19 protein-coding genes and 1 rRNA gene are annotated in these 24370 nt (G+C 68.6%); 3 read left to right on the top strand and 17 right to left on the bottom strand.

What is annotated here, in order from left to right; all coding sequences use genetic code 11:
- Window positions 1-294 precede the first annotated feature (294 nt).
- Window positions 295-1819 (bottom strand): 16S ribosomal RNA (locus PGB26_RS08850).
- A 744-nt stretch (window positions 1820-2563) separates the two neighbouring features.
- On the opposite strand from PGB26_RS08850, the gene PGB26_RS08845 reads away from it, so the two are divergent.
- Window positions 2564-3730 carry a CoA transferase gene (locus tag PGB26_RS08845; RefSeq protein ID WP_271637272.1) on the top strand — a complete coding sequence of 389 codons (1167 nt, stop codon included), beginning with the start codon at window positions 2564-2566 and terminating at the stop codon, window positions 3728-3730.
- On the opposite strand, the gene PGB26_RS08840 is transcribed toward PGB26_RS08845, so the two are convergent.
- From PGB26_RS08840 to tyrS, 3 genes are all read right to left on the bottom strand, one after another.
- Complete coding sequence (locus tag PGB26_RS08840; protein WP_271637271.1) at window positions 3639-4481, bottom strand: DUF4184 family protein; 843 nt, start codon at window positions 4479-4481, stop codon at window positions 3639-3641. The two genes, PGB26_RS08845 and PGB26_RS08840, sit on opposite strands and share 92 nt — an antisense overlap.
- 34 nt (window positions 4482-4515) lie before the next feature.
- Window positions 4516-6057 carry an MFS transporter gene (locus PGB26_RS08835; RefSeq protein WP_271637270.1) on the bottom strand — a complete coding sequence of 514 codons (1542 nt, stop codon included), beginning with the start codon at window positions 6055-6057 and terminating at the stop codon, window positions 4516-4518.
- 94 nt (window positions 6058-6151) lie between these two features.
- Window positions 6152-7480: a tyrosine--tRNA ligase gene (tyrS, locus tag PGB26_RS08830; RefSeq protein ID WP_442922978.1), complete on the bottom strand. Its 1329-nt coding sequence runs from the start codon at window positions 7478-7480 to the stop codon at window positions 6152-6154.
- Between tyrS and PGB26_RS08825 the strand changes: the two genes are divergently transcribed.
- Entirely contained in the window at window positions 7474-8112 is a 639-nt protein-coding gene (locus PGB26_RS08825) for a hypothetical protein (RefSeq protein WP_271637268.1), read from the top strand. The genes tyrS and PGB26_RS08825 overlap by 7 nt on opposite strands.
- A gap of 12 nt (window positions 8113-8124) precedes the next feature.
- Here PGB26_RS08825 and PGB26_RS08820 read toward each other — a convergent pair whose 3' ends face one another.
- From PGB26_RS08820 to pheS, 11 genes are all read right to left on the bottom strand, one after another.
- Entirely contained in the window at window positions 8125-8763 is a 639-nt protein-coding gene (locus PGB26_RS08820) for a SatD family protein (protein WP_271637267.1), read from the bottom strand.
- 78 nt (window positions 8764-8841) lie between these two features.
- On the bottom strand, window positions 8842-10263 hold the full coding sequence (gene argH, locus PGB26_RS08815; RefSeq protein WP_271637266.1) for an argininosuccinate lyase: 1422 nt from the start codon (window positions 10261-10263) through the stop codon (window positions 8842-8844).
- Entirely contained in the window at window positions 10260-11195 is a 936-nt protein-coding gene (gene argF / locus PGB26_RS08810; protein WP_271637265.1) for an ornithine carbamoyltransferase, read from the bottom strand. Before argF ends, argH begins: the two co-directional genes overlap by 4 nt.
- Complete coding sequence (locus PGB26_RS08805; protein WP_271637264.1) at window positions 11192-12433, bottom strand: acetylornithine transaminase; 1242 nt, start codon at window positions 12431-12433, stop codon at window positions 11192-11194. Before PGB26_RS08805 ends, argF begins: the two co-directional genes overlap by 4 nt.
- A complete protein-coding gene (gene argB, locus PGB26_RS08800) occupies window positions 12426-13328 on the bottom strand; it encodes an acetylglutamate kinase (RefSeq protein WP_271637263.1) in 903 nt (300 codons plus the stop codon). Before argB ends, PGB26_RS08805 begins: the two co-directional genes overlap by 8 nt.
- Complete coding sequence (gene argJ / locus PGB26_RS08795) at window positions 13325-14482, bottom strand: bifunctional glutamate N-acetyltransferase/amino-acid acetyltransferase ArgJ (protein ID WP_271637262.1); 1158 nt, start codon at window positions 14480-14482, stop codon at window positions 13325-13327. The genes argB and argJ overlap by 4 nt, the downstream gene beginning before the upstream one ends.
- Window positions 14479-15531 carry an N-acetyl-gamma-glutamyl-phosphate reductase gene (gene argC, locus PGB26_RS08790; RefSeq protein ID WP_271637261.1) on the bottom strand — a complete coding sequence of 351 codons (1053 nt, stop codon included), beginning with the start codon at window positions 15529-15531 and terminating at the stop codon, window positions 14479-14481. Before argC ends, argJ begins: the two co-directional genes overlap by 4 nt.
- Before the next feature lie 293 nt (window positions 15532-15824).
- The gene (locus tag PGB26_RS08785; protein WP_271639626.1) at window positions 15825-16370 is read right to left on the bottom strand and encodes a TenA family protein; all 546 of its coding nucleotides are present in this window, start codon (window positions 16368-16370) and stop codon (window positions 15825-15827) included.
- Between the two features lie 85 nt (window positions 16371-16455).
- A complete protein-coding gene (locus PGB26_RS08780) occupies window positions 16456-17427 on the bottom strand; it encodes an NAD-dependent epimerase/dehydratase family protein (protein ID WP_271637260.1) in 972 nt (323 codons plus the stop codon).
- A gap of 150 nt (window positions 17428-17577) precedes the next feature.
- Window positions 17578-20082, bottom strand: a complete 2505-nt coding sequence (pheT, locus tag PGB26_RS08775; RefSeq protein ID WP_271637259.1) for a phenylalanine--tRNA ligase subunit beta — start codon at window positions 20080-20082, stop codon at window positions 17578-17580.
- On the bottom strand, window positions 20082-21131 hold the full coding sequence (pheS, locus tag PGB26_RS08770) for a phenylalanine--tRNA ligase subunit alpha (RefSeq protein WP_271637258.1): 1050 nt from the start codon (window positions 21129-21131) through the stop codon (window positions 20082-20084). The genes pheT and pheS overlap by 1 nt, the downstream gene beginning before the upstream one ends.
- 90 nt (window positions 21132-21221) lie before the next feature.
- Between pheS and PGB26_RS08765 the strand changes: the two genes are divergently transcribed.
- Entirely contained in the window at window positions 21222-22727 is a 1506-nt protein-coding gene (locus tag PGB26_RS08765) for a gluconokinase (protein ID WP_271637257.1), read from the top strand.
- Window positions 22728-22781: 54 nt separating this feature from the next.
- Here the strand turns inward: PGB26_RS08765 and PGB26_RS08760 are convergent, their stop codons facing one another.
- Together PGB26_RS08760 and PGB26_RS08755 are read right to left on the bottom strand one after the other, a co-directional pair.
- Window positions 22782-23717, bottom strand: a complete 936-nt coding sequence (locus PGB26_RS08760; protein ID WP_271637256.1) for an amino acid ABC transporter permease — start codon at window positions 23715-23717, stop codon at window positions 22782-22784.
- Entirely contained in the window at window positions 23714-24370 is a 657-nt protein-coding gene (locus PGB26_RS08755) for an amino acid ABC transporter permease (RefSeq protein WP_271637255.1), read from the bottom strand. Before PGB26_RS08755 ends, PGB26_RS08760 begins: the two co-directional genes overlap by 4 nt.

The raw sequence follows: 24370 nt of genomic DNA, 5'->3' as shown, positions 1-24370 counted from the left end.
CGTCCACTGTGTAGTTCTCAAAGTACGGGCGGTCCCTTTCTCCCCCTGCCAACCGGCAACAGAAGTAAGGGCCACGAGGAGTCGGTTCGACCAAACGGCCGGCCCGGTCCCTCAGGACCCAACAGCGTGCAGCCGCCCCGCTCCCCGACCCCACCGTTCCAGATCCCGAAAGACCGTACTAAGCAAAGCCAGCTGCGCTGACGGCATGTCAAATGTTCCACCCATGAGCTCCGGTCACACACATTCGGTGTGAATCCGGCTCTGTCAGAACCGAAGTCCTGCAGTGCTCCTTAGAAAGGAGGTGATCCAGCCGCACCTTCCGGTACGGCTACCTTGTTACGACTTAGTCCTAATTACCGATCCCACCTTCGACAGCTCCCTCCCACAAGGGGTTAGGCCACCGGCTTCAGGTGTTACCGACTTTCATGACTTGACGGGCGGTGTGTACAAGACCCGGGAACGTATTCACCGCAGCGTTGCTGATCTGCGATTACTAGCGACTCCGACTTCATGAGGTCGAGTTGCAGACCTCAATCCGAACTGGGACCGGCTTTTTGGGATTCGCTCCACCTTACGGTATCGCAGCCCATTGTACCGGCCATTGTAGCATGCGTGAAGCCCAAGACATAAGGGGCATGATGATTTGACGTCATCCCCACCTTCCTCCGAGTTGACCCCGGCAGTATCCCATGAGTTCCCACCATTACGTGCTGGCAACATAGAACGAGGGTTGCGCTCGTTGCGGGACTTAACCCAACATCTCACGACACGAGCTGACGACAACCATGCACCACCTGTTCACGAGTGTCCAAAGAGTTGACCATTTCTGGCCCGTTCTCGTGTATGTCAAGCCTTGGTAAGGTTCTTCGCGTTGCATCGAATTAATCCGCATGCTCCGCCGCTTGTGCGGGTCCCCGTCAATTCCTTTGAGTTTTAGCCTTGCGGCCGTACTCCCCAGGCGGGGAACTTAATGCGTTAGCTGCGTCACGGAATCCGTGGAAAGGACCCCACAACTAGTTCCCAACGTTTACGGGGTGGACTACCAGGGTATCTAAGCCTGTTTGCTCCCCACCCTTTCGCTCCTCAGCGTCAGTTACGGCCCAGAGATCTGCCTTCGCCATCGGTGTTCCTCCTGATATCTGCGCATTCCACCGCTACACCAGGAATTCCAATCTCCCCTACCGCACTCTAGTCTGCCCGTACCCACTGCAAGCCCGAGGTTGAGCCTCGGGATTTCACAGCAGACGCGACAGACCGCCTACGAGCTCTTTACGCCCAATAATTCCGGATAACGCTTGCACCCTACGTATTACCGCGGCTGCTGGCACGTAGTTAGCCGGTGCTTTTTCTGCAGGTACCGTCACTCTCGCTTCTTCCCTGCTAAAAGAGGTTTACAACCCGAAGGCCGTCATCCCTCACGCGGCGTTGCTGCATCAGGCTTCCGCCCATTGTGCAATATTCCCCACTGCTGCCTCCCGTAGGAGTCTGGGCCGTGTCTCAGTCCCAGTGTGGCCGGTCACCCTCTCAGGCCGGCTACCCGTCGACGCCTTGGTGAGCCATTACCTCACCAACAAGCTGATAGGCCGCGAGCCCATCCCCAACCGAAAAATCTTTCCACCCGCACACCATGCGGTGACGGGACATATCCAGTATTAGACGCCGTTTCCAGCGCTTATCCCAGAGTCAGGGGCAGGTTGCTCACGTGTTACTCACCCGTTCGCCACTAATCCACCCAGCAAGCTGGGCTTCATCGTTCGACTTGCATGTGTTAAGCACGCCGCCAGCGTTCATCCTGAGCCAGGATCAAACTCTCCGTAAAAAAGAAATGCATACACAATCGGGAAAACGACCATGCAGCGAGTTTGAAACTGACCAAAAGAGACGAACATCATTGCTGACATTCATATAAATTGATCCAAAGGAATTCTCAACCAACCCCCACAAGGGTTGGACGAGGATAATTTGGCATTTGACAAGTGCACGCTGTTGAGTTCTCAAGGATCGGACGCACCCGCACACCCACCCCAACAGGGCGAGAAGCGCAGGGCAACTTCACAATCTTATCCATCCCGGCCCGACTGTCAAACCGACACGCCGAGAGGACCAGGACCAGATCCGCGCCTCGCTTCCGAGGCAACTTCTCCAGCCTAACCCATCCGACCAGACTGTCAAATCGACAACCCCGACAGGGATGACCACACTCCCCGGGCCTAACAGCCCCTCCAGACCAGCAAGTGATCCGAAGTGGAAGTGGGTGGTTCGCTACTTGGAGGGGAGCCAGGCCCTTCAGGCCTTCCGCTCAACCGCTTGGGGCGAACAAGTAATAAGTTACGCCCATCCCCCACACCCCGCAAATCACCACCACACCCCGGGCGTGTCGCAACCCCACACCCACCACCCGAAAACCCCCACCACCAGGACAACACCCCGAGCCGCAGGTAGGGGTGAGCGCGCGGCTCTGCGGGCGTAGTGTCTGCTCATGCGACAGACCGCGGCCGCAGAGCCCGTACCTCTTGCATCATCCCTGGCGGTGGGTGAGCTCGCCTGGGCAAGTGTCTGCGCCGTGGGCGCAGCAGTGTGCCCCGACGAACCCACGCGACCGGACCCGGATCAGATCGCCGCCGCCTACCGCAGCGAGCGGCACCTGCTCATCGACGCCGTACCGCCCGACGTGTGGTCACCCCTATCGCGGTTCTGGCAGACAGCCGATGGGTGCGTGCGCACGCACGGCAACTATCCGCACCATGCGGCGGCGCTCGAGAGAGGTCTCGCCGTGCCGTCAGACGCCTCGGTCGAGCAGGTCTCCGGTCGGTTGGCGACAATGACGGCCGCCGCCGCCTGCCGCGACATCACTGCCGCAGGAGGACTCTGCGCAGCAGTGCGCCGGGAGGATCCGCGATACGACGCGGCGCTCCGGCGCCGCCCTCTCGTCGAGACGCGCCGCCTCGCCGACTCCCCCGCACGGTCAATGCCGTCGGATTCCCGGGCCGCCCCCCTCGCGGGGGTTCGCGTGCTCGACCTCACCCGCGTGATCGCCGGGCCCGTCGCGACACGGACGCTCGCCCTCGCGGGCGCCGATGTGCTGCGACTCGATCCGCCCGAGCTCCCCGAGCCGCCATGGCAGCACCTCGACACCGGACACGGCAAGCGTTCCGCGCTGCTCGACGCAGCGACCGAAGCTCCTCGTCTGCACCGGCTCCTGACCGACGCGGACGTCGTCGTCCTCGGCTATCGTCCGGCTGCGCTGCGCCGGCTCGGGCTCTCACCCGAGGTGCTCGCCGAACGGCATCCGCACCTGGTCGTCGCGCAGCTCAGCGCGTGGCCGGGCGAGGATTCCCCTCGCGGCTTCGACAGCCTGGTGCAGGCGGAGTCCGGCATCTCATGGCTCGAATCCACCGACGGATCCGCTCCCGGCGCCCTGCCCGCTCAGGCTCTGGATCATTCCGCCGGTTATCTGCTCGCCGCGGCGATCATCAACGCCCTGCGTCAACGTGCGCGCAGCGGCGGCAGCCGCCTGGTGCGCACCTCACTGCGTCGCGTGGCCGCTGAACTGCTCGGGATGCCACGGGGCGAGCGCCCCGCGGTGACCGCACCTTATGCGGTTCGCACGCAGCAGTTCGATGTGGCCGGCCACGTCGTCACCACTGTCGCTCCGGCGGTGCGCTGGCCCGGTTCGCCGGAGTGGTTCCCGCCGCCTCGGCCATGGGGCGAGGATCGCGCCGAATGGTGACGATGAGCAGGCACAGGGCGAGTGTCAGCGCTCCCCACAGGCCGGATGCCGCCGGCAGCGTGCGGTAGGCGAGCTGCTGCACAGTGATGCCGGGGGCGGAAGAGGCCAGACCGAGCAGCCACGAGACGCCGAGCAGTGCGGGCAGCGACAGCATCCACAGCCACCGCAGCCACCCGGGGATGCCCTGCGAGCGCGGTTGCGCCGGGCGCTGCCGCACCCACCGCAGCGCGAACCAGGCGAGCGCCAGCAGGCCGACGATGCTCGAGCCGTGCTGCAGCCACTTGTATCCGGGCATCGGGCCCCACATCTGCTGCAACGCGGTCAACGTCTCGACGCCCCAGCGCCCCTCGTGGGTGAACAGATCCCAGCCGATGTGCGAGAGCACACCGAGGACGAGTGACAGCGCGAGCAGCCACGGTCCGCGGCGCCCACCGCGCCCGCGCACGGCATCCCGTGCTGCCGACCACCCGGAGACCGACCACTCCGAGGGAAGACGCCGCGCGAGGGCGTCCGGCGCGAGGGCGACGAGGCCCGGTCGCAGCACGACTCTCCACACCAGCAGCAGCACGAACGCGACGAGCGCCGTGTACACGACGTTCGCCGGCGCGTGGGTGAACAGGTAGTCGAGGCCGAGGCCTCGCATGAACAACGGCAGGTCGGGCGTCATCGCCCCGATCGCGAGCGCCGCCGGCACCAGCGGGGTGCGCACGAACGGCAGCGCGACGACGGCGTGACTGGGCGTGAACGGCATGCGGTCTCAGCTGTCGGTGAGTTCAGCGGTCGGCTCAGGCGCCGGCCGGCTCTTCGCGCGCGGTACCGCCCGACCCGTCCGTCTCCGCGCCGACCACGGTGAGCGGCATCGTGCTGGTGTCGATGAACGGGTTCTCGTCCTGCCCCGCCACGAGCTTCTCGGCCTCGGCCTCGCTCTCGACCGTCGGCACCGAGCCCAGCAGCGGACGCTGCGCGGTCTCGCGCATGCTCAGCAGAGCGACACCGCCCAGCGCGGCGAAGAACATGATGTAGAACGCGGGCATGTAGATGATCCCGGTCAGCTCGATCAACGCCTGGCTGAACAGCGGCGTGGTGCCGCCGAACAGCGACACGGCGAGGTTGTAGGCGATGGCCATCGCGCCGAACCGCGACGCCGTGGGAAACAGCGCGGGCAGGGCCGAAGCCGAGATCGCCACGTAGAACGCCACCGGGATGGCGACCATGGCCAGCGCGATCATGACCGCCCACTCCTCGCCGATCTGCATCACCGCGAAGGCGGGCAGCATGAGCACGATCGTCGATCCGACGGCGATGCCGTACACCGGTCGCCGGCCGATGCGGTCCGACAGCTTCCCGATCAGGGGCAGGCACGCGCTCATCACGATGAGCACCGGGACGGTGGCCAGCGCCGCCATGAGGTTCGACACCCCGACCTCGGTCTCGAGATAGGTCGGCATGTAGCTGGTGAGGGCGTACCCGGCGGTGTTCGTCGCCGAGACGAGGGCGACGCCGATGAGGATCTGCCGCCAGTAGTGGCGGAAGATCCCGGCGACTCCCTGGCGCGCCATGGGATCGGCGGCGTCGGCGCGGTTGAGTCCCGCGCTCTCCTCGGCCTCGTAGGCGGGGGTCTCGGGGATGCGCAGGCGGAACCAGATCGCGACCGCGCCGAGCGGGATGGCGATGAGGAACGGGATGCGCCAGCCGTACTCGGTCATGGCGTCGGGGCCGGACAGGTTCTCGGTGATCCAGGTGGTCAGTGCCACGACGCTGGCGCCGGCGGCGAAGCCGACGTAGGAGCCGACGTCGAGGAACGACGACCAGTAGCCGCGGCTGCGGTCGGGCGAGAATTCCGAGACGTACGTCGTCGCGCCGGCGTACTCGCCGCCGGTCGAGAAGCCCTGCACCATCTTCAGCAGGTACAGCGGGATGATGGCCCACAGGCCGATCTGCGCCGAGGTGGGCAGCACGCCGATCAGGCCGGTCGCCGCCGCCATCATCGCCATCGTGAGGAACAGCACGCGCTGCCGCCCGATGCGATCGCCCAGCGGCCCGAGCACGAGCCCGCCCAGCGGGCGCACGAGAAACGAGATGGCGAAGCCGAGCAGGGTGATCAGCAGACCCCACGCACCCGGCAGGTCGCCGGTGAAGACGACGGCGAGTGTCACGGCGAGGTAGCCGTAGACCCCGAAGTCGAACCACTCCATGAAGTTGCCGACGACGGTGCCCGAGATCGCCGTCCTCAGACGGCTCTTGCGGACGACCAGAACGTCATCGACCTGCAGCCGGCGTGTGACGCGGCGCGGGGCGGTACGGCGGACATGTGCTTCCTTGGGCAAGGGGACCAGCTCCTCGAGTGCTTGCGGACAGCGTCAGCTGTCCGATGCTACTGCAGTCCCCGGAGGGGAAGCCGGGTAGCCACGCCGAGCGGCCTCACTGCGGGAGCACTCCCGCGAGCGTCTTTTTGCCGCGGCGCAGCACCGAGACCCCGCCGGGCAGCGTGCCACGAACCACGGCATCCGGGTCGCTCACCTTCGCCCCGTCGAGGGTGACGCCGCCCTGCGAGATGGCTCGGCGCGCCTCGGAAGCGCTGGCGACCAGTCCGGTCGCCACCAGTGCCTCGACCACGGATGATCCCGCCGGAAGCGTCGCGTTCGGCAGCTCGTCCAGCGCGGTGCGCAGGGTCGCCGCGTCGAGCTCGCCCAGGTCGCCCTGACCGAAGAGCGCCTCCGATGCGGCGATCACCGCGGCGGTCGCTTCGACGCCGTGCACGGTCGTGCACACCTCGAGCGCGAGGCGCTTCTGCGCCGCACGACGGAAGGGCTCGCTCTCGACGAGCGTCGCGTACTCCTCGATCTCGGCACGGGTGAGGAAGGTGAAGACCTTCAGCCGGTCGATCACATCGGCGTCGGCGGTGCTCAACCAGAACTGGTACATGCGGTACGGGCTGCACATCTCGGCGTCGAGCCAGATGGCGTTGCCCTCGCTCTTGCCGAACTTCGTGCCGTCGCTGTTGGTGATCAGCGGGGTGCCGATGGCGTGCGCCGAGACGCCCTCCACACGGTGGATGAGGTCGGTGCCGCTGGTGAGATTCCCCCACTGATCGCTGCCGCCCGTCTGCAGCACGCAGTCGTACGAGCGGAACAGCTCGAGGAAGTCCATTCCCTGCAGGATCTGGTAGCTGAACTCGGTGTAGCTGATGCCTGCGTCCGAGTTCAGGCGCGCCGCGACGGCATCCTTCTTCAGCATCGTGCCCACGCGGTAGTGCTTGCCGATCTCGCGCAGGAAGTCGATGGCGCTCATCGGCGCCGTCCAGTCGAGGTTGTTCACGATGCGCGCGGCGTTCTCGCCCTCGAAGCTGAGGAAGCGCTCGACCTGCACGCGCAGCCGTTGCACCCACTCCTCGACCGTCTCGCGCGTGTTGAGCGTGCGCTCGGCCGTGGGCCGCGGGTCGCCGATCAGGCCCGTGGAGCCGCCGACGAGGCCGAGCGGCTTGTGGCCGGCGAGCTGGATGCGGCGCAGGGTGAGCAGCTGAACGAGGTTTCCGAGGTGCAGGCTCGGCGCGGTCGGGTCGAATCCGCAGTAATAGGTGATCGGGTCCCCGGCGAGAAGGGCGCGCAGCGCCTCCTGATCGGTGGACACGTGGACGAGTCCGCGCCACAGCAGCTCGTCCCACACGTTCTCGAACGTGGGATCGAGCGCCACCGGGGCGGTCGTCAGAGCGGAATTCGACACGCTTTCCAGGCTATCAGCGCGTGACACGCGTCCCGTCCCCGGCCGGCGTCGGATCCCCGTGGGATGCTGACGGCATGCAGCCGGTCGATCCGCTCACCTCCGCCGTTCTCTCCGCGATCATCCTCATCGCGCTGGTCGTCGTGCTCGTGTTCTCGCTGCTGGGGGTGCGCAGACCTTCGACGACGACCATGGCGATATGCGCCGTCCTCCTCGTCGCGGCGGTGACGATCGTCATCGTCGTCCGACCGATCGCGATCCCGGCGATCGCCGTTCCGTTGACCGTGATCGGCATCGGCGCCGCGACGATCGGGGGCAACCCGTTCACCCGGCGGACGCTGGACATCGCCACGGGCAGGCGAGTGCGGGAGACCGAGGACGGCGGCATCCTCATCGTCGCGGCGCAGCACGCCGACCCCTCTCACGCCCGCACCCTCATGCGCGGGGGCACGGTGATCGGATATCTCGAGCGGATCTGCACCGTGCTGGCGATCGCAGTGGGGTTCCCCGAGGTGATCGCGGCGATCATCGCCGTGAAGGGCATCGGACGCTTTCCGGAGCTCGCCGAGGCCGAGGCCAGGGAGCGCTTCATCATCGGCACCCTCGCAAGCCTGCTGTGGGCAGGGGTGATCGGCCTGATCCTGCGCCTCATCCTGGGCTGAGACTGTTCCTCGTCAGATGTCGAGCAGCCGGAATCCCTCGACCACTGCCGCCGAGCCCGCGGCCGTCAGCGCCTGCGACACCGCCGACTGCGTGATCCCCTCCTGCTCCGCGAGCTCCCGCTGGGTACGGCCGAGGCAGCGACCGTAGGTCAGACGCCGCAGGCGCTCCCGCATCCCGCCGACGAGTTCGTCCCGTGCCAGCAGGTAGGCATTCGCCCATCGCACCTGCTCCGCAGGCATCTGCGCGCTCTCATCCACGGCGATCCAGCTTCGAGCCTCGGGCGCGGCGCGCCTCTGCAGCGTCTGCACATGCTCGATGGCGCTGCGCGCGGCCCACCAGCCCGGCCCCTCGGGTATGCCCTCCCGCGACGCGGCCGAGGGGATGACCCCCACATCTCCGACCCCGACGCCGAAGCGGAACTCCACTCCGTCCGGCAGTGCGAGACGGATCAGCAGCACAGAGGCAAGTGCAGCGTCGAGCGTGGGATAGACACCCTGCTGCTCATCGCCGACTGTCGGCCGGAGAGGTTGCGTGGCGAGGGGGAGATCCTGCTCTGCCCGCACGATCGCCGTATCGAAGTGCCGCTGCGCCGCGACGCGATCATCGAGCTGCCGGGACCCGATGATGTCGGCTGTGACTGCGATCACCATGACATCAGGGTATCACTGATATTCTCAAGAAATAAGTGATTCACTCATGTTCACTGCAGCCCGAAGGGATGCCCTCGGTCAGAGGCCCAGCGAATGCGCGGCGGCCTGTGCCCGGGCCACGAGCTCGGCCCGCTGCTCCGCCACCCGCTCCGGCGCCGTGCCGCCGGCACCCGAGCGCGACGCCACCGAGCCCTCGATCGACAGCACATCGCGCACCTCGGGCGTCAGATGCTCCGACACCGAACGCAGCAGCGCCTCATCCGCATCCTCCAGACCGATGCCCCGCTCCTCGCAGGCGCGCACCAGCGCGCCCGAGATCTCGTGGGCATCACGGAACGGCACGCGGCGCTTGACCAGCCACTCGGCGACATCCGTCGCGAGCGAGAAGCCCTGCGGTGCGAGCGCCGCCATCCGCTCGGTGTCGAACCGCAGAGTCGCGATCATGCCGGCGAACGCCGGAAGCACCACTTCGAGCGTCTGCACAGAGTCGAAGACGGGCTCCTTGTCCTCCTGCAGATCGCGGTTGTAGGCCAGCGGCAGACCTTTGAGCGTCGCGAGCAGTCCGGACAGGTTGCCGATCAGTCGACCGGATTTCCCGCGCGCGAGCTCGGCGATGTCGGGGTTCTTCTTCTGCGGCATGATGCTCGACCCGGTCGAGTACGCGTCATCCAGCGTGACGAAGCCGAACTCGCGGGTGTTCCAGAGGATGATCTCCTCGCTCAGACGAGACAGGTCGATGCCGGTCATCGCGGCGATGAAGGCGAACTCCGCCACCACGTCGCGTGCGGAAGTGCCGTCGAGCGAGTTCTCGGCCGGACGGTCGAGCCCCAGCTCGCGAGCCACGAGAGCGGGATCCAGGCCCAGGGTCGACCCGGCGAGCGCTCCCCCGCCGTAGGGCGACGCGCCGGCGCGGCGCCGCCAGTCGACGAGACGCTCGAGTTCGCGCACGAGGGGCCAGGCGTGCGCCTGCAGGTGATGGGCGAGCAGCACCGGCTGCGCGTGCTGCAGGTGTGTGCGGCCAGGCAGGATGGCACCGGGATGCGCTTCGGCCTGCGCGACCAGGGCGTCGATCACACGAAGCAGGTGCTTCGCGATGATCCCGGCGTGGTCGATGAGATACATGCGCACGAGGGTGGCGATCTGATCGTTGCGGCTGCGACCGGCGCGCAGCCGGCCGCCGACCTCGGCGCCGACCTCGGCGATGAGCGCCTTCTCGAGGGCGCCGTGCACGTCCTCGTCGCCCGGATCGGGCAGCAGCGTGCCGTCTGCGATGCGGGCGGCGAGGGCATCCAGTCCCTCGTGCATGATTCGCGCCTCGTCGGCCTCGAGGTATCCCGCGGCCTCCAGAGCGGTGGCGTGGGCGTGCGAGCCGGCGATGTCGTACGGGGCGAGGATCCAGTCGAAGTGCGTCGACCGGCTCAGCTCGGCGAGCTCGGGCGAGGGTCCCCCTGCGAAGCGCGCACCCCAGAGCGCCCCGTCATTCGTGCCGTTGCCGCTCACGCCGTCGTCTCCTGCTTGCCGAGCAGCCACACCAGCAGTGCCTTCTGCGCGTGCAGACGGTTCTCGGCTTCGTCCCAGACGACGCTCTGCGGGCCGTCGATGACCTCGGAGTCGACCTCGTAGCCGCGATCGGCCGGGAGGCAGTGGATGAAGATGGCGTCCGCAGCCGCCTGCGACATGATCCCGGTGGTGACCTTGTACCCGCCGAGGTCGCGCAGCCGCTCGATCTTCTCCTCCTCCTTGCCCATCGACACCCAGGTGTCGGTGACGACCACGTCGGCGCCGACGACAGCCTCGTGGGCATCGGTCGTCAGGGTGAGCGAGCCGCCTGTCTCCGCGGCCCTGGCCTCGGCGGCGGCGACCACGTCGGCGCGCGGGGCGTAGGCCTTGGGCGAGGCGATGCGCACGTGCATCCCCGCGGTCACTCCGGCGAGCACGTAGGAGTGCGCCATGTTGCTGCGCCCGTCGCCGAAGAACGACAGGGTCAGCCCCTTCAGATCACCCTTGTGCTCGCGGATCGTGAGCAGGTCGGCCAGCAGCTGGCAGGGGTGGAAGTCGTCGGAGAGCGCATTGACGACGGGAACCCGGGTACCGCGTGCCATCTCCTCGAGACCCGACTGCGCGTAGGTGCGCCACACGATGGCAGCCACCTGACGCTCGAGCACTCGCGCGGTGTCGGAGGGGGTCTCCTTGCCACCGAGCTGGCTGTTCGCCGTCGAGATGATCAGCGGCGATCCGCCCAGATCCGCGATGCCCACCGCGAACGAGACCCGGGTGCGGGTCGAGGACTTGTCGAAGATCACGGCGACGGTCTGAGGACCTGAGAGAGCCTTGCTCGCCCAGCGATCCTTCTTCAGCTCGAGCGCGAGGTCGAGGATCTCGGCCTGCTCGGCAGGGGTGAGGTCGTCATCGCGCAGCAGGTGGCGGGTCATGCGGAAGCCTCCGTGAGGGTGGTTGCGGTGGGTGCCTGGACGGTCTCGGCGACGGCCGCGAGCGCGGCGCCGAAGCGGACGACGAACTCCTCGACCTCGTCGTCGCCGATCGTGTAGGCGGGGGCGATGCGGATGGTGTCGGCCGTGGGCGCGTTGACGATGAGGCCGCCCTCGTGCGCCGCCGCGCGGACCTCCGCGGCGACCGGCGCGGTGAGGTGGATGCCGATCAGCAGCCCCGCCCCGGACGTGCCGTCCACCAGGGGCAGGGAGGTCACGGCGCCGCGCAGCTGGGCGCCGCGCGCGGTGACGTTCTCGAGCAGGTTCTCGCTCTCGATGTGCCCGAGGACGGCGTTGGCCACGGCGCTCGCGAGCGGATTGCCGCCGAAGGTCGAGTTGTGAGTGCCGGGGTAGAACAGGTCGCTGGCCGCGCCGAAGGTGATCAGCGCGCCGAGCGGGAAGCCGGCCCCGATGCTCTTGGCCACGGTCACGGCATCCGGGGTGATGCCCTCGCGCTGGAAGGCGAACCACTCCCCCGTGCGCCCTGAGCCGGTCTGCACCTCGTCGAGGATGAGCAGTGCGTCGTTCTCGGTGGCGAGCTCGCGAGCACGGGAGAGGAAGCCGGCCGGCAGCTCGACGACGCCCGCCTCGCCCTGGATGGGCTCGACGATCATCGCCGCGACGGCGTGCGACGCGAAGGCCGCCTCGAGGCTCTCGACCGAGCGCTCGACGGTCACCACGTCCGGAATGGCGGGCTCGAACGGGTCGCGGTACGCGGCCTTCGGCGTCAGCGACAGCGTGCCCATCGTGCGCCCGTGGAAGGCGCCCTCGACCACGAGGATCGTCGTGCGGGCCCTGCCCTCGGTCTCGGTGAAGCGCGCGCCGTGCAGACGCGACAGCTTGATGGCGCTCTCGTTCGCCTCGGCACCGGAGTTCGCCAGGTACACGCGGCCCTGCTCGCCCGTGCCGGCGAGGCGCTTCAGCCGCGCGGCGATCTCGAGCTGTGCGGGCGAGGCGAAGTAGTTCGACACGTGCGACAGCGTCGCGGCCTGTCGCGAGACGGCGTCGACGAAGACGGGGTGGGCGTGCCCGAGGCAATTCACCGCGATGCCCCCGAGGAAGTCGAGGTAGCGGTTCTCGTCGGCGTCCCACACCCACGACCCCTCACCACGGGTGAGCAGCGCCAGCCGCCCGCCCAGGCTCATCAGATCGCGTGCCGCATCGTCGTTCCAGTCAGACATCCTTGACCACCTCCGTGCCGATCCCCTTGCTCGTGAACAGCTCGACCAGCACCGAGTGCGGCACGCGTCCGTCGATGATCGCGGCGGCGTCGACGCCTCCCTCGACGGCGTCGAGGCAGGCCCGCATCTTCGGGATCATCCCCGACTCGAGGGTCGGGAGCATCTCGACGAGAGCGCTCGAGCTGATGTGCGAGACGAGCGAGTCGCGGTTCGGCCAGTCGGCGTACAGTCCCGGCACGTCGGTGAGGATCACCAGCTTGCGTGCGTCGAGTGCGACGGCGAGGGCGGATGCCGCGGCATCCGCGTTCACGTTGAGCGACTGACCCGGGTGATCGAGGTCGGGGGCGATCGACGAGACGACCGGGATGCGCCCGGCGGCCAGGTGGTCGAGCACAGGCGTGGGATCGACCTGCACGACATCGCCGACGCGACCGAGGTCGACCTCTTCGCCGTCGATCACGACGCCTCGACGACGCCCGCCGAACAACCCGGCGTCCTCACCGCTGAGCCCGGTGGCGATGGGCCCGTGCGAGTTGATCTTCGCGACCAGCTGCGGGTTCACCTGACCGGTCAGCACCATGCGCACCACGCTGATCGCCTCGGTGTTCGTGACGCGGTAACCGCCCTTGAACTCGCTCGGGATGGCGAGTCGGTCGAGCATGTCCGAGATCTGCGGCCCTCCGCCGTGCACGACGACCGGCTGCACACCGACGTAGCGCAGATAGGCGATGTCCTGCGCGAACGCCTCCTGCAGCTCATCCGAGACCATCGCGTTGCCGCCGTACTTCACGACCACGATATGATCGCGGAACCTCTTCAGCCACGGCAGGGATTCGATGAGGGTCGCGGCCTTGACGGCGGCCTCTTCGGGCGCGGTGTCCTGGATGTCGGTCATGAGGCGTAGGCGCTGTTCTCGTGCACGTAGTCGTGTGTCAGGTCGTTGGTGAGGATGGTCGCGGTGGCGTCACCCATCTTCAGGTCGATCTCGATGTGCACCGCACGCGGTGTGAGGTCGACCTCCTCGCGCGGCCGGTCCGGCCCTCCCGCGGTGCACACGCGCACGCCGTTCATCGACACGTCGACGTCGTAGGGGTCGAACTGGGCCGAGGTCGTGCCGATGGCGGCGAGCACACGACCCCAGTTCGGGTCGTTTCCGAAGATGGCCGCTTTGAAGAGGTTGTTGCGGGCGACCGACCGGCCGACCTCGACGGCCTCGGTCTCGGTGACCGCATTCTTCACCTCGACCGCGATGCTGTGGCTGGCGCCCTCGGCATCGGCCTGCAGCTGCTCGGCGAGATCACGGCACAGCTGGGTGAGCGCGGCGGCGAAGTCGTCGAGATCGGGACGGATGCCGCTGGCGGCGTTCGCGAGCAGCGTGACCTGATCGTTGGTCGACATGCATCCGTCGGAGTCGAGCCGGTCGAAGCTGACGGCGGTCGCCCTGCGCAGCGCCGCATCGGCCTCGGACGCCTCGAGGTCGGCATCGGTGGTGATCACCACGAGCATGGTCGCGAGTCCCGGCGCGAGCATGCCGGCCCCCTTCGCCATTCCGCCGATCGTCCAGCCCTCCCGGCTGACGACGGAGGTCTTCGCCACGCTGTCGGTCGTCATGATCGCGAGGGCCGCGTCGTCGCCGCCGCCGGGGCTGAGCGCGGCGATGCCGCGCTCGACACCGTCGAGCACCTTGCCGCGGAACACCTCGTCGCCGGTGCCGATGAGGCCGGTCGAGCACACCAGCACGTCACCCGCGCTCACACCGAGCAGCTCGGCTGCCTTCTCGGCGGTGAGGTGTGTGGTCTGAAAGCCGAAGGCGCCGGTGAAGCAGTTGGCTCCGCCGGAGTTGAGCACGACGGCCTCGACCACTCGATCGGCGATGACCTGCTGCGACCAGATGATCGGGTTGGCCTTGGCGCGATTGGTCGTGAAGACGGCGGCGCCGATCCGGCGCGGGCCGCGGTTGACGACCACGGCGACGTCGGGCTTGCCCGTGCTCTTGAGCCCTGCGGCGACTCCGGATGCTTCGAATCCCTGGGGTGCGGTGACACTCACGGCGCGACTCCGTTCACGGTGAGGGCGCGGCCTTCGGGCAGACCGAGCGCGATGTTCATGGACTGCACGGCGGCGCCGGCCGTGCCCTTGACGAGGTTGTCGACGGCGGTCACGACGACCACCCGGTTCGCGGCCCGGTTGATGGCGAGACCCATCAGCGCGGTGTTCGCGCCGAGCACGTCGGCGGTACGGGGGAAGTGCCCCGCGGGGAGCAGCTGCACGAAGGTCTCGTCGCCGTAGGCGCTCTGCCACGCGTCTCGGATCTGAGCGTCGGTCGTGCCGGGGACGATCGGCGCAGTCGAGGTGGCGAGGATGCCCCTGGCCATCGGGACGATGACGGGCGTGAACGAGATGCGGATGTCGTCGGGCGCGTGGGCTGATGCCGCGGCCAGCGCCTGGCGGATCTCGGGGATGTGGCGGTGCGCGCCGCCGACCGCATACGGGTTGGCCGTGCCGAGGATCTCGCTGCCGAGCAGGTTGGTCTTCAGGCTCTTGCCTGCGCCCGAGGGGCCGACGGCGAGCACGCTGACGATGTCGGACGGGTCTATCACTCCGGCGGCGACTCCGGGGGCGAGACTCAGGCTGACGGTGGAGGCGTTGCAGCCGGGAGCGGCGATTCGCGAGGCGCCGCGCAGGTTCTCGCGCTGCTTGCCGGCCGCGGTGAGCAGCTCGGGAACCCCGTACGCCCACGGTTCGTGGAACGCGCCGCCGTAGAAGGCATCCCATGCATCCGGGGAGGTGAGCCGGTGGTCGGCGCCGGCATCGATGATCAGAGGCGCGTCGCCCAGCGCATCCGTGTACTGACCCGACTGGCCGTGCGGCAGGGCGAGGAAGACGATGTCGTGCCCCGACAGGGTCTCGGCGGTGGTGTCCCGCAGCGTCAGATGCGCGAGGGAGCGCAGGTGCGGCTGGTGCTCGACGAGGGGCTGACCGGCGTTGGAGTGCGCGGTCACGGTACGGATCTCGATGTCGGGATGGGCGGCGAGAAGCCGCAGGATCTCGCCTCCCGCATAGCCGGATGCGCCGGAGACGGCGACGGAGTACGTCATTCTTCTACCTTAACGGTCGGGGCTCGATCGACCCCGAGGATGACGCGGGATGCGAGCGATGAGCGGGGCCGGGGCGGCGACACCGGTTCCCTTCGATTCGGATCCCTGAGCCGTCTATGGGCTGAGCTCGTCGAGGGGCGCGGCGTCGCCTAGAGTCGGCGGCCGCCGCGGCGTCGGCGCACAGCAGTGACGCTGAGGATGAGCGTCTGAGAGGGCTGTGCGGCCGAGGGCATGCGGCGACAGTAGCGCCGAGGCCGCGGCATCCGCAAATCCGCGGCCTCGGCGCCGTGCCATCAGCGGATGTCGAAGAACGCCCGCTCGTGCTCCGCTGCGCCGATGAACGCGCGGTGCATGCGCCTGCGGAGCTGCTCGTCGGACGCGGCCGCCACGGCGGTGACGAAGCCGATGGCGCGCTCGTTCGCCTCGGCGAACTCGGGGTCGGCGTAGGTCTGCAGCCAGGACGCGTAGGGGTGGCGCGGATCGAGCGCTCGCGCGCCGAACTCCCCGGCATGCAGCCGCTCGCCGAGATCGGCGTACAGCCAGAAGCACGGAAGCACGGCGGCGATCAGCGTCGCGTACTCGCCCGAGAACGCGGCCGCGCGCAGATGGTCGAGGTACGCGGTGGTGACCGCGCTGGGCTCGGCGTCGAAGGTCTCTGCGGTGATTCCCGTCTCGGGCGTCAACCACGAGGCGTGCAGCTCGAGCTCTCCGGCTATGCAGCCCTTCGCAGAGTCCGCCCAGAACGCCTGTTCGGCTGCCGTCGGCGCGAGCCGCGCCGCCTCTGCGAGCACTCGGGCGTACTCGCGCAGATACAGCGCGTCCTGCGCGAGGTAGAACAGAAAGTCCCGTCGATCGAGGGACCCATCGGCGAGCCCGCGGATGAAGGACAGCTCGTCGATGTCGCGCCGGATCGCGGTGACGGTGTCAGGGCGATGTCAGCTGGTCGATGAGCGCGACTTCGTCGTCGCGGCTGAGTCCTGCTCGGCGCTCGCGATCCAGACCGCGGGCGCGCTCGTCGTCGAGGACGACGCGGATCGTCTCGTCGAGCGGGCGGAACGACCCGCCGGCGGCGCGGTACGCGGAATTGTCGCGACGCATGAAACCGGGCATGTCGGCCGGCAGCCAGAGCGGCAGCGACCTCTCCCCCATCCAGTACTGCACGTCGTGCGCTTCGAGCCACTCATCGCCAGCCTCGAGCAGCTCTCCGCTGTGCCCGGCTGCCGCGCGAACGCGGCTGAGCAGCTCGGCGAGCGGATGCACCTCTCCGATGGCGTTCATGATCCCGCTCCGCCACGCAGCGGCGAGGAAGTCGGCGAGGTCGTCGACGTCGATCACCTGGGCGACGCGTCCGGCCAGCTCTGGCACCAGCACGGGTCCGATCCCCGCCCGCGCGAAAGCCGCCGCCCAGTATCCGAAGCGGTCGCTCGGGTCGCCTGCACCCACGATGAGGCCAGGGCGCACGATCAGCGCCCGGTCTCCGAGCGTCACCACGGCGTCCTCGGCCGCGACCTTCTGCGCCCCGTAGTCGTACTCGTCGCCGGGCTGCGCCGGCGCGAGCCTGACCCCCGACTCGTAGAGGCCGTCGGCGACGTCATCGGAGTAGACCGACATCGACGACACGTACGTCCAGTGATGGGCGCGGTCGCCGAGCGCCTCGACGGCCGCAGCGACGTGGTCGGCGCGCGATGACACGTCGACGACCTCGTCCCAGCTCTGCTCGGCGAGCTGCTCGTATACCCGGGGGTCGTCCCGATCACCGCGGAGCAGCCCCGTGCCGTCCGGCGCGGGGCGCTCACCCCGTGCCAGACAGATCACTTCGGCGCCGGCATCCCGCCACCGCCGGGCGATCCGTCCGGAAAGCCATCCTGTTCCGCCGAGCACGAGCACCTGAGTCATGCGGCCATGACATCACCGGCGTGCTCCGAGCGGAAGCGATTCCGCTCAGAGCAGACCGGAACGCAAGCGCTGACCGGAACGCGAGAGCAGAGCGGAACGCGGCGCAGCCCTCCTGATCCCGTCGGCTCAGGAGGGCTGCACCGCGTGCGGTCAGTCGCGGATGGTCGCGTCGAAGCGCTCGGCGGCGACGGCGACGCCGGCGAGCTTCGCCTCGGTCGCCTCGGCCGCGGTGAGCGTGCGGTCGGATGCCCGGAAACGCAGCGCGAAACTGAGGCTCTTCAGCCCCTCGCCCAGCCCCTCACCGCGGTAGTCGTCGACGAGCCGCGCCGACTCGAGCAGTTCTCCGGCGCCCTCGACGAGCGCGGCGCGGACCTCGGATGCCGGCACGGCGACGCTCACCACCAGCGAGACGTCCTGCGTCGCGGCGGGGAACGTCGACAGCGACTCGGCCACGACCCGGTGACCGGCGAGGGTCAGCACGCGATCGAGATCCAGTTCGAGCACGTATGCGCGCCCGGGAAGATCGGCGTCGGCCGACACCCGCGGGTGCAGCTCGCCGACGTACCCGACCTGTTCGCCGTGAACGCTCAGCGCGCCCGCGCGGCCCGGGTGCAGCGCCGCACGCTGCGTCTGCTCGACGTCGATCTCGACGCCGGCGGCGACGCCGATCACCCGGACGGCGTCCAGAGCATCGGAGAGGTCGACGTGCTCGGCGGCGCGACCCGGCTGCCGAGGAGTGATGTTCCCGGTGAGCAGCGCCGAGACGAGGCGCGGCTGCGGCGGGATCGACGCGTCGAGCTCGGCTAGCGTCTCGTCCGACGGACGCCGGCCCAGCGGCGGCACGGCATCCGTGCCGTATGCGACGCCCTCCGCAGGGGTGAACACCGATCCGACCTCGAACAGCGCCAGGTCGACGAGTCCGCGCGAGATGTTGCGGTGCGCGGTCTGCAGGAGGCCGGGCACGAGCGAGCGGCGAAGGAACGGCGCCTGACCATCGAGGGCGTTGGCGAGACGGATGCTCGGCACGTGCGACCCGCTCGCAGAGCCGTGCAGATCGTTCTGCTCCTCCGTGGTGAACGGGAACGACGGCGTCTCGACGAAGCCGGCCGCGGCGAGCGCATCCGCCACGCGTGTGCGCCCGACCTGCAGCGCGGTGTATCCGCGGCCGGAGGGCGGTGTCGGCAGGATCGACGGGATGCGGTCGAGCCCGTGGATCCGCGCGACCTCCTCGACCAGCGTCCACTTGTCGGTCAGATCGCGTCGCCAGCTCGGCGGGATGACGAACCAGCCGCCGTCGGATTCGGCCAGCTCCGCGCCGATCATCTCAAGCGCGCTGACGATCTCGGCGTCGGTGTAGTCGACCCCGACGACGCCCTGCGTGAAGCCGCGGGGCAGATCGATGCCGGGGATCTCGACCTCGGCGTAGAGGGCGCCGCCCTCATCGGTCAGCCTTCCACCGGCGAGTTCGACCATGAGGTCGGCCACGCGGCGGGCCGCGACGAACGGGATGAGCGGGTCGACGCCGCGCTCGAAGCGCTTCGACGCCTCGCTGGGCAGCTTGTGCCGTCGAGCCGTGCGCGCGATGGTGACGGGGTCGAAGATGGCCGCCTCGATGAGCACGTTGCGGGTCGCGTCGCTCATCTCGGTGCTGCCGCCGCCCATGACGCCGGCGAGGCCGATCGGTCCCGAGCCGTCGGTGATGAGCAGATCCTCGACGTGCAGAGCGCGCTCCTGGCCGTCGAGCGTCGTCATTCGCTCCCCCTCGGCCGCGCGACGCACGACGATGCCGCCCTGCAGCCGGTCGAGATCGTAGCCGTGGATCGGATTGCCGAGCTCGAGCATCACGTAGTTCGTGATGTCGATCAGCACGCCGAGCGGGCGCATTCCCGCCAGGCTCAGCCGTGCGATCATCCACGGCGGAGTGGGCCGCGAAGGGTCGACGTCGCGCACGACGCGCACGACGAACTCGCTCGCGCCGACCGCCCCGCGGATGGGCGCCTGATCGTCGACACGGACCTCGAATCCGGATCCGGGCTGCACCTGCGAGAAGTCGCGCTCGGCCGGGTCGCGGAACGCCCCCCCGGTGGCGTGGGAGTACTCACGAGCGAGTCCCCGCAGCGAGAACGCGTAGCCGCGGTCGGGCGTGACGTTCACATCGACGGCGAAGTCGTCGAGATGCAGCAGAGCGATGGCATCCGCGCCGACCTCGGGGTCGAGGCCGAGGGTCGAGAGCACGATGATGCCGTCGTGCTCGTCGCCAAGACCCAGCTCGCGAGCCGACGCGATCATGCCGTCGGAGACGTGACCGTAGGTCTTACGCGCCGAGATCGGGAAGGGCCCTGGCAGCACGGCGCCCGGCAGGCTCACCACGACCTTGTCGCCGACGACGAAGTTATGCGCGCCGCACACGATGCCGCGCACGCCGCCGTTCTCGGGGCCGACATCGACCTGGCACCAGTTGATCGTCTTGCCGTTCTTCTGCGGCTCGGGCTCGATCGACAGCACCCGCCCCACGACGACGGGGCCTGAGATCTCGAAGCGGTGGACGTCCTCCTCTTCGAAGCCGACCGACACGAACGAGGCCAGAACGTCCTCCGCAGTGGCATCCGGCGCCACGTCGACGTACTCGCGCAGCCACGAGATCGGAACGCGCATCACACCACCATCCCGAACTGCTCGCTGAAGCGCACATCGCCCTCTGCCATGTCGCGCATGTCCTTCACATCGCTGCGGAACATCAGGGCGCGCTCGACGCCGATTCCGAACGCGAACCCGCTGTACACCTCGGGGTCGATGCCCGCCGCACGAAGCACGTTCGGGTTGACCATGCCGCAGCCGCCCCATTCGATCCAGCGCGCACCGCCGGCGAACGTCGGGTGCCACAGGTCGAACTCGGCGGACGGCTCGGTGAAGGGGAAGTAGTTAGTGCGCAGCCGCGTCTTCGCCTCGGCTCCGAACAGCTGCCGGGCGAGATGGTCGAGGGTGCCCTTCAGGTGCGCCATCGTGATGCCCTTGTCGACGACGAGACCCTCCACCTGGGTGAACACCGGCAGGTGGGTCGCGTCGAACTCGTCGGTGCGGTAGACGCGTCCGGGGCAGAGCACGTAGATCGGCAGATCGCGCTCGAGCATCGAGCGCACCTGCACGGGACTGGTGTGCGTGCGCATCACCAGGTGCCGCGAGGTCGGGTCGACGTAGAACGTGTCCTGCTCCTGGCGAGCCGGGTGGTCCTCGTCGAAGTTGAGCGCGTCGAAGTTGAACCATTCGTGCTCGAGCTCGGGCCCCTCGGCGACCTCCCACCCCATGCCGACGAAGATGTCGCTGATCTGCTCCTGCATGAGCGGCAGCGGGTGCCGGGCACCGACGCGCGAGCGCGACGCGATCGCGGTGATGTCGACGCGCTCCGCTTCCAGACGCGCCGCCGTCTCGGCCTCGGCGAGTTCTGCCTCCTTCGCGGCGAGCGCCTGCGTCACACGACCCCTGCCCTGCCCGATCAGCTTGCCGAAGGCGGCCTTGTGCTCGGGGGCGACCTGACGCATCGAGGCGTTCAGCACGGCGAGCGGAGAGCCTTCGGCGACGTGCGACGCGCGGGCCGTCTTCAGCTCCGCCGTGTCGGCTGCGGCGTCGATCGCGGCGAGCGCGGCGTCGACGGCGGTCTGCACCGCCTCGGGTGTGATCTGGGGTGTTTCGGGCGAGTCTGACACGAGAGAAGAGTCTACCGGCGCCCCGACTGCCGACCCGCCCGCCGATAGGATCGCCAGCGACGACGACCGACGAGTGCGACGGGATGGACGATGACCGCGAAAGAGCTGCCCACCACGCAGGCCATCACCCTGGTCTCGGCGCCCGCACCGTACGTGCTGGCGATAGACATCGGCTCGGGGTCCACGCGCTGCAGCCTGTACGACGCGTACGCCAGGCCGATCAAGAAGCGCATCGCCAAGGCGGAGCATCTGTTCATCGAAGAGGCCGACGGCACCGCCGAGATCGACGCCGATCTGATCGTCGCCGAGGTCGCCGAGGTGATCGGTCACGTGGTCGAGGGCATCGAGCCCGGGCTCATCCGCGCGGTGGTGATGGACACCTTCGCGTCGTCCCTGGTGTGCGTCGATGCGCAGGGCGAGGCGCTGACTCCCTGCTACACGTACGCGGATTCGCGCTCGGCCCGGCATCTGGCCGAGCTGCGCTCCCGTCTGGACGAGACCGAGGTGCACCAGCGCGTCGGGGCGCGCCTGCACACCAGCTACCACCCGCCGCGACTGCTGTGGCTCAAGGACGAGCTTCCCGATGTCTTCGCGCGCACCGCGAAGTTCCTCTCACTCGGCGAGTACGTCTACGCCAGGCTCGCCGGCATCGAGGGGGCGGCGACCTCGACGATGGCATGGGCGGGCATCCTGAACCGGCACACCTGCGAGCTCGACGAGGAGCTGCTCGCCGCGGTCGGCGTCGACCGGTCGCGCTTCGCCCCGATCGTCGACCCCGACGAGCCGATCACCGCGGTCTCCCCCGACGTCGCACGGCGGTGGCCGGCCCTCGAGGGGGCCGCATGGTTCCCCGCCGTCCCCGACGGGTACGCCTCGAACGTCGGTGTGGGCGCCTCGTCGCCGGACACGGCCGCGATGTCGGCGGCGACCTCCGGCGCGATCCGGGTGATCGTCGACGGAACTCCCGATGTTCTGCCGTCGGGCCTGTGGGCGTACCGTATCTCGCGCACGCAGTCGATCGTCGGCGGAGCGCTCAACGACGTCGGACGCGTGACGCTGTGGCTGCAGGCGACGCTCGCTCCCCTCTCGTACGACGAGATCGACGAGCTGCTGCGTGCGGGGCCCGTAGACGGCACCCCGCTCATGCTGCCGTTCCTCACCGGTGAGCGGGCGACGGGATGGGCCGGCAGCGCCCGCGCCGCGCTGACCGGGGTGTCGTCGGCCTCGGGGCCGCGCGAGCTGTGGCGCGCGGCCGCCGAGGGCATCGCCATCTCCTACCAGCGGGTGTTCGAGCAGCTGCGCGACGTGAACCCCCGAATCGAGCGCGTGATCGCCTCGGGAGGGGTCACCGGCGCGTTCCCGTCGATGATGGCTGTGGTCGCCCAGGCGCTCGGGTTCCCCGTGCAGGTGGTCGAGGTCAAGCGCGTCACGATGCGCGGCGCCGCGGCGATCGCGCTGTCGGTGCTGCAGCCCGATCATCCCCTCGCCATCATCCCGCAGACCGCTCTCACCCGACCGGATGCCGGGCAGCGGACGTACTACGACGATCTGCGGCGGCGCTTCGACGAGGCGTACGCGGCGATCATCGCCGGCTGAGCGGCGGAACGGAAGAAGGCGCTCCCGGGATCCGGGAGCGCCTTCTCGGCCGCGTCAGAACTGGGCGGGCGGAATGCCCGAGCCGGGATCGAACTTCCCGGCCCCGCGCTGCATGGCGATGACCTCGGTCACCGTGGACTCGCCGTGGATGCGTGGGTCGCCGTCGGCATCCGGGGTGTAGCCCGTGAGCTTCGCGGAGTGACGCGTGCGCACCTCGATCCACTTCGCCACGCCGGCGAGGATCAGGCAGAGCAGGATGTAGATGCCGCCGATGACGAACGCCGACTGCAGGATGGGACGACCCTGCTGCGAGCTGAGCAGCTTCGCGTAGTAGAGCAGCTCGGGGTAGGTGATGATGAACCCCAACGCGGTGTCCTTGAGGGTCACCACCAGCTGCGCGACGATCACGGGCAGCATGGCCCGCACCGCCTGCGGCAGCAGGATGAGGCGCATCACACCGCTCTTGCGCAGGCCGATCGCGTACCCGGCCTCCTTCTGCCCCTTCGGCAGCGACTCGATGCCGGCACGCAAAGCCTCGGCGAGCACCGAACCGTTGTAGACCATCAGTCCGATGACCACGGCCCAGTACGGGTCCATGTCGACGCCGGCGACGGGGAGGCCGTAGTACAGCAGCATCATGAAGACGAGAACGGGAACGGCGCGGAACAGCTCGATGATCACGCCGACCGGGATGCGCACCCAGGCGTGATCGGAGAGGCGGCCGATGGCGAGCACGAAGCCGAGCACGAGGCTCAGCACAGCGGCGAGGGCGAAGGCGCCGAGGGTCTTGCCGAGCGCGCCGAAGATGCCCTTCCAGACGTTCGCGAAGGTGAAGACATACCACTTCTGCGGCTCGAACTGGCCGGTGACGTACATCCGGTAGAGGACGAAGCCGATCGCGGCCAGCACGACGAGGATGGTGACGACCGCGAGGATGCGGTTGCGGACGATCGCCCGGGGGCCGGGGACGTCGTAGAGCACTGAGGTCATCGTGCGATCCTCCACTTGTTCTCGAGGTGGCGCTGCACCGCGCTCATCGCGAGCACCAGCACCACGAACACCACGGCGACCCAGAGCAGGACCTCCATCGGGTTGCCGGGGCGCCCCGGCGCGTCGTTGATGGTGGCCCGCAGCGCCGCGAGCTCGGCGATCGAGAAGCCGGCGGCGACGGTGGTGTTCTTCAGCAGAGCGATGAAGACGCTCATCATGGGCGGGACCACCGAGCGGAACGCCTGCGGCAGCACGACCAGGGTCATGACCTGGCCGAACGGCAGGCCGATCGCACGCGCGGCCTCCGCCTGGCCGACCGGCACGGTGTTGATGCCCGCGCGCAGCACCTCGGCGACGTAGGTGGCGGTGTAGATGCCAATGGCGAGGATGCCGAGCACGGTGTTCGACAGGTCGGGGAGCCCGAGCTGCGGATAGCCGAACACGAAGAAGAAGAAGACGAGCGTCAGCGGGGTGTTGCGGATGATGTTCACGTACGCGGTGCCCACGCCGCGGGCGATCGGCACGGGCGAGACGCGCATCGCGCCGACGACGATGCCGAGCACGAGGGCGATCAGTCCGCCCACGAAGAACACCAGCAGCGTGTTCGCGATCGCCTCACCCCACAGGTCGAGGTTTCCGAAGATGACGTCCAC

It is taken from the genome of Microbacterium sp. nov. GSS16 (genome assembly GCF_028198145.1).
In the GTDB taxonomy this organism is placed as follows: domain Bacteria; phylum Actinomycetota; class Actinomycetes; order Actinomycetales; family Microbacteriaceae; genus Microbacterium.
This window is presented reverse-complemented; position numbering and strand designations above follow the sequence as displayed.

What these genes read in the sequence shown, in the direction of transcription:
- PGB26_RS08805 (WP_271637264.1), bottom strand. Translation starts at nt 12,433, where the DNA reads ATGTCTGACTGGAACGACGATGCGGCACGCGATCTGATGAGCCTGGGC.
- PGB26_RS08820 (WP_271637267.1), bottom strand. Translation starts at nt 8,763, where the DNA reads ATGGTGATCGCAGTCACAGCCGACATCATCGGGTCCCGGCAGCTCGAT.
- PGB26_RS08765 (WP_271637257.1), top strand. Translation starts at nt 21,222, where the DNA reads ATGACCGCGAAAGAGCTGCCCACCACGCAGGCCATCACCCTGGTCTCG.
- argB (WP_271637263.1), bottom strand. Translation starts at nt 13,328, where the DNA reads ATGACCGACATCCAGGACACCGCGCCCGAAGAGGCCGCCGTCAAGGCC.
- PGB26_RS08780 (WP_271637260.1), bottom strand. Translation starts at nt 17,427, where the DNA reads ATGACTCAGGTGCTCGTGCTCGGCGGAACAGGATGGCTTTCCGGACGG.
- PGB26_RS08840 (WP_271637271.1), bottom strand. Translation starts at nt 4,481, where the DNA reads ATGCCGTTCACGCCCAGTCACGCCGTCGTCGCGCTGCCGTTCGTGCGC.
- argC (WP_271637261.1), bottom strand. Translation starts at nt 15,531, where the DNA reads ATGACGTACTCCGTCGCCGTCTCCGGCGCATCCGGCTATGCGGGAGGC.
- PGB26_RS08760 (WP_271637256.1), bottom strand. Translation starts at nt 23,717, where the DNA reads ATGACCTCAGTGCTCTACGACGTCCCCGGCCCCCGGGCGATCGTCCGC.
- argF (WP_271637265.1), bottom strand. Translation starts at nt 11,195, where the DNA reads ATGACCCGCCACCTGCTGCGCGATGACGACCTCACCCCTGCCGAGCAG.
- pheT (WP_271637259.1), bottom strand. Translation starts at nt 20,082, where the DNA reads ATGCGCGTTCCGATCTCGTGGCTGCGCGAGTACGTCGACGTGGCGCCG.